General features: G+C 54.6%; 2 tRNA genes and 3 rRNA genes. All 5 read right to left on the reverse strand.

Features of this window, described 5'->3' with window-relative positions:
* Positions 1-69: 69 nt before the first annotated feature.
* Positions 70-184 (reverse strand): 5S ribosomal RNA (gene rrf / locus AB4Y64_RS17505).
* Between the two features lie 164 nt (positions 185-348).
* A 23S ribosomal RNA gene (locus AB4Y64_RS17510) occupies positions 349-3,215 on the reverse strand.
* A 267-nt stretch (positions 3,216-3,482) separates the two neighbouring features.
* Positions 3,483-3,559: transfer RNA gene (locus AB4Y64_RS17515), tRNA-Ile, on the reverse strand.
* 49 nt (positions 3,560-3,608) lie between these two features.
* Positions 3,609-3,684: transfer RNA gene (locus tag AB4Y64_RS17520), tRNA-Ala, on the reverse strand.
* 121 nt (positions 3,685-3,805) lie between these two features.
* Positions 3,806-5,350 (reverse strand): 16S ribosomal RNA (locus AB4Y64_RS17525).
* Together the 16S, 23S and 5S rRNA genes with 2 tRNA genes alongside form the textbook arrangement of a ribosomal RNA operon.
* Positions 5,351-5,755 lie beyond the last annotated feature (405 nt).

Here is a 5,755-nt window from a genome sequence, read left to right on the forward strand (position 1 = left end):
GGGCATCGACTTTCCTTGCGCACAAAGAAAAACCCCCAACCTTTCGGCTGGGGGTTTTAGGGGTAAAGCCCCTGGCGATGACCTACTCTTGCATGGCTTAGGCCACACTACCATCGGCGCATGTGCGTTTCACTTCCGAGTTCGGAAAGGGATCGGGTGGGACCACACAGCTATTATCACCAGGGAGAGGGTGGAGGGTCGCAGGTCTCGTTGTACTGAGTTGCGCGCACGCTCTCGTTGGGTTGCTTTCACGGGATGTATTCCGTGTTGGCGAATGGGTTGGGAATTGTAGCAAGTTTTTGGCGAATGGTGTCCGACGTATCGGAGGCCAAAGCAACTTGAGGTTATATGGTCAAGCCACACGGATCATTAGTACTGGTTAGCTCAATGCATTGCTGCACTTACACACCCAGCCTATCAACCACCTGGTCTTGATGGTTCCTTTAGGGGAGTCAAGCTCCCGGGAGATCTCATCTTGAGGCGCGCTTCCCGCTTAGATGCTTTCAGCGGTTATCGCTTCCGAACATAGCTACCCGGCAGTGCCACTGGCGTGACAACCGGAACACCAGAGGTTCGTCCACTCCGGTCCTCTCGTACTAGGAGCAGCCCCTCTCAAATCTCCAACGCCCACGACAGATAGGGACCGAACTGTCTCACGACGTTCTGAACCCAGCTCGCGTACCACTTTAAATGGCGAACAGCCATACCCTTGGGACCGACTACAGCCCCAGGATGTGATGAGCCGACATCGAGGTGCCAAACACCGCCGTCGATATGAACTCTTGGGCGGTATCAGCCTGTTATCCCCGGAGTACCTTTTATCCGTTGAGCGATGGCCCTTCCATACAGAACCACCGGATCACTAAGACCTACTTTCGTACCTGCTTGATCCGTCGATCTTGCAGTCAAGCACGCTTATGCCTTTGCACACAGTGCGCGATGTCCGACCGCGCTGAGCGTACCTTCGTGCTCCTCCGTTACACTTTGGGAGGAGACCGCCCCAGTCAAACTACCCACCATACACGGTCCCCGATCCGGATTACGGACCTAGGTTAGAACGTCAAGCACTTCAGGGTGGTATTTCAAGGATGGCTCCACGCAAGCTAGCGCCTGCGTTTCATAGCCTCCCACCTATCCTACACAGAAGAACTCAACGTTCAGTGTAAAGCTATAGTAAAGGTTCACGGGGTCTTTCCGTCTTGCCGCGGGAACGCTGCATCTTCACAGCGATTTCAATTTCACTGAGTCTCGGGTGGAGACAGCGCCGCTGTCGTTACGCCATTCGTGCAGGTCGGAACTTACCCGACAAGGAATTTCGCTACCTTAGGACCGTTATAGTTACGGCCGCCGTTTACCGGGGCTTCGATCAAGAGCTTCGCCTTGCGGCTGACCCCATCAATTAACCTTCCGGCACCGGGCAGGCGTCACACCCTATACGTCCACTTTCGTGTTTGCAGAGTGCTGTGTTTTTGATAAACAGTCGCAGCGGCCTGGTCACTGCGGCCCCTCCCAGCTATTCACCAGAAAGGGCGCACCTTCTCCCGAAGTTACGGTGCTATTTTGCCTAGTTCCTTCACCCGAGTTCTCTCAAGCGCCTTAGAATTCTCATCCTGCCCACCTGTGTCGGTTTACGGTACGGTCTGCGTAAGCTGAAGCTTAGGAGCTTTTCCTGGAAGCGTGATATCGGTTGCTTCGCCCTAATGGGCTGGTCCTTAGTCTCAACGTTGCTCCCCCGGATTTGCCAAAGGGAACCGCCTCAACTCTCTCACCGGGACAACCAACGCCCGGCCAACCTAACCTTCTCCGTCCCTCCATCGCACTTACGCGAGGTGCTGGAATATTAACCAGCTTCCCATCGACTACGCATTTCTGCCTCGCCTTAGGGGCCGACTCACCCTGCGTCGATTAACGTTGCGCAAGGAAACCTTGGGCTTTCGGCGTGCGGGCTTTTCACCCGCATTATCGTTACTCATGTCAGCATTCGCACTTCCGATACCTCCAGCAGACTTCTCAATCCACCTTCAACGGCTTACGGAACGCTCCTCTACCGCGCATAACCAAAGTTATGCACCCCAAGCTTCGGTTCATCGCTTAGCCCCGTTAAATCTTCCGCGCAGACCGACTCGACCAGTGAGCTATTACGCTTTCTTTAAAGGGTGGCTGCTTCTAAGCCAACCTCCTGGCTGTCTGTGCCTTTCCACATCGTTTTCCACTTAGCGATGAATTTGGGACCTTAGCTGTGGGTCTGGGTTGTTTCCCTTTTCACGACGGACGTTAGCACCCGCCGTGTGTCTCCCCTACATTCTGTCCTGGTATTCGGAGTTTGCCATGGTTTGGTAAGTCGCAATGACCCCCTAGCCATAACAGTGCTCTACCCCCAGGAAGATTCATAGGAGGCGCTACCTAAATAGCTTTCGAGGAGAACCAGCTATCTCCGGGTTCGATTAGCTTTTCACTCCTAATCACACCTCATCCCCTACCTTTGCAACGGGAGTGGGTTCGGGCCTCCAGTTGATGTTACTCAACCTTCACCCTGGGCATGACTAGATCACCCGGTTTCGGGTCTACTGCCCGCGACTATGCGCCCTTATCAGACTCGGTTTCCCTTCGCCTCCCCTATACGGTTAAGCTCGCCACGAACAGTAAGTCGCTGACCCATTATACAAAAGGTACGCCGTCACCCTTGCGGGCTCCGACTGCTTGTACGCACACGGTTTCAGGGTCTATTTCACTCCCTTCACCAGGGTTCTTTTCGCCTTTCCCTCACGGTACTGGTTCACTATCGGTCGGTCAGGAGTATTTAGCCTTGGAGGATGGTCCCCCCATGTTCAGACAGGGTTTCTCGTGCCCCGCCTTACTCGATTTCATTGGAAGAGCTCTTTCGCATACCGGGCTGTCACCGTCTATGGCCAACCTTTCCAGGTTGTTTTGCTAGAACTCAATCAACTTAAGGGCTGGTCCCCGTTCGCTCGTCACTACTGAGGGAATCTCGGTTGATTTCTTTTCCTCCGGGTACTTAGATATTTCAGTTCTCCGGGTTTGCCTTGCATGGCTATTTATTCACCATGCAATACCTCTTGCGAGGTGGGTTTCCCCATTCGGACATTGCGGGATCAATGCTTGTTGCCAGCTCCCCCGCACTTTTCGCAGGCTGCCACGTCCTTCATCGCCTCTGACCGCCAAGGCATCCACCGTGTGCGCTTATTCGCTTGACCATATAACCCCAAGTTGCCTTGGAGCTACATTCGGACCAGGGGTACAAAGCCCGGTCTGGAATATAACGACTCAATTAATAAAGTGTCCGAAGACACTCGCCTTAGCCTCACGACACGTCATGGACACAATTCGTCTCAAAACGCTCGCTACAATTCCCAATTTTCAAAGAACGCAAATGGGCCTCAACGCCCAGCTGCTTCAATATTTAGTGTGCGCAATCAGAGTTTCAAACATTTCTGTCTAGGAGCAGGAAGCCACTTCGTAGGTGGTGGGTCTGGGAGGACTCGAACCACCGGCCTCACCCTTATCAGGGGTGCGCTCTAACCACCTGAGCTACAGACCCAAAGTGTTTCCCGCCGGCACAATCGCCAGGCAAGGGTCTTCGCCCAAGGTGGTGGAGCTTGTCGGGATCGAACCGACGACCCCCTGCTTGCAAAGCAGGTGCTCTCCCAGCTGAGCTAAAGCCCCATCGAATTCCCTGGAGGGATCCGGGGACGCTCCCGCAGCCACCCCACTGGGGCGACCCGGAACTCTGAATGCAGGTTACTTGTGCGGACGTCCGACCAGCAATTTGCTGTCTTTAGTCTCTAAAGGAGGTGATCCAGCCGCACCTTCCGATACGGCTACCTTGTTACGACTTCACCCCAGTCATCGGCCACACCGTGGCAAGCGCCCTCCCGAAGGTTAAGCTACCTGCTTCTGGTGCAACAAACTCCCATGGTGTGACGGGCGGTGTGTACAAGGCCCGGGAACGTATTCACCGCAGCAATGCTGATCTGCGATTACTAGCGATTCCGACTTCATGGAGTCGAGTTGCAGACTCCAATCCGGACTGAGATAGGGTTTCTGGGATTGGCTCGCCCTCGCGGGTTTGCAGCCCTCTGTCCCTACCATTGTAGTACGTGTGTAGCCCTGGCCGTAAGGGCCATGATGACTTGACGTCATCCCCACCTTCCTCCGGTTTGTCACCGGCGGTCTCCTTAGAGTTCCCACCATTACGTGCTGGCAACTAAGGACAAGGGTTGCGCTCGTTGCGGGACTTAACCCAACATCTCACGACACGAGCTGACGACAGCCATGCAGCACCTGTGTCACGGTTCCCGAAGGCACCAATCCATCTCTGGAAAGTTCCGTGCATGTCAAGGCCAGGTAAGGTTCTTCGCGTTGCATCGAATTAAACCACATACTCCACCGCTTGTGCGGGCCCCCGTCAATTCCTTTGAGTTTCAGTCTTGCGACCGTACTTCCCAGGCGGCGAACTTAACGCGTTAGCTTCGATACTGAGGGCCAAGTTGCCCCCAACATCCAGTTCGCATCGTTTAGGGCGTGGACTACCAGGGTATCTAATCCTGTTTGCTCCCCACGCTTTCGTGCCTCAGTGTCAGTGCTGGTCCAGGGTGTCGCCTTCGCCACAGATGTTCCTCCCGATATCTACGCATTTCACTGCTACACCGGGAATTCCACACCCCTCTACCGCACTCTAGTCAGCCAGTTTCCAATGCAGTTCCCAGGTTGAGCCCAGGGCTTTCACATCAGACTTAACAAACCACCTACGCACGCTTTACGCCCAGTAATTCCGAGTAACGCTTGCACCCTTCGTATTACCGCGGCTGCTGGCACGAAGTTAGCCGGTGCTTATTCTTCCGGTACCGTCATAACTCCGGGTTATTAACCCGAAGCTTTTCTTTCCGGACAAAAGTGCTTTACAACCCGAAGGCCTTCTTCACACACGCGGCATGGCTGGATCAGGCTTGCGCCCATTGTCCAATATTCCCCACTGCTGCCTCCCGTAGGAGTCTGGACCGTGTCTCAGTTCCAGTGTGGCTGATCATCCTCTCAGACCAGCTACGGATCGTCGCCTTGGTGGGCCTTTACCCCGCCAACTAGCTAATCCGGCATCGGCTCATCTATCTGCGTGAGGCCCGAAGGTCCCCCACTTTCTCCCGTAGGACGTATGCGGTATTAGCGTAAGTTTCCCTACGTTATCCCCCACAAATAGGCAGATTCCGATGCATTCCTCACCCGTCCGCCACTCGCCACCCACAGTATTGCTACTGCTGTGCTGCCGTTCGACTTGCATGTGTTAGGCCTGCCGCCAGCGTTCACTCTGAGCCAGGATCAAACTCTTCACTTAAAATTGCATGGATCCGAAGATCCAAATTTTTTGAGTGCAAAGCTCGTTCCAGGCACCAATTACTCGCTTGCATTTGCATGCATTTGAATCGTTGTTGCTTGGTACGAACATCTGCTCAATGGACAACCATCCACTAGCCAGACGTCCGCACAAGTTACCTGCGCACACTGTCAAAGATCTTCGGGGCCGGCCTCAGCGCCTTTCCCGTCTCACCCCRCCGCACCAAAGTGCCCGAGGGAGCCGACTATCTTACAGCGAATTTCGATTCCGTCAACACCGTGTCGAGATCTTTTTTCGCTTCCCGAAGGTCCGTTCAGCGTCCTTCCGGACCGCCCCAGGACCACCGGGCCGCGCATCTTACAGCATGCCCGAGAACCGTCAACCGCCTCGAACCACACCGTCTTT

The sequence above is a fragment of the Lysobacter sp. TAF61 genome (genome assembly GCF_052113485.1).
GTDB lineage: Bacteria > Pseudomonadota > Gammaproteobacteria > Xanthomonadales > Xanthomonadaceae > Lysobacter_J.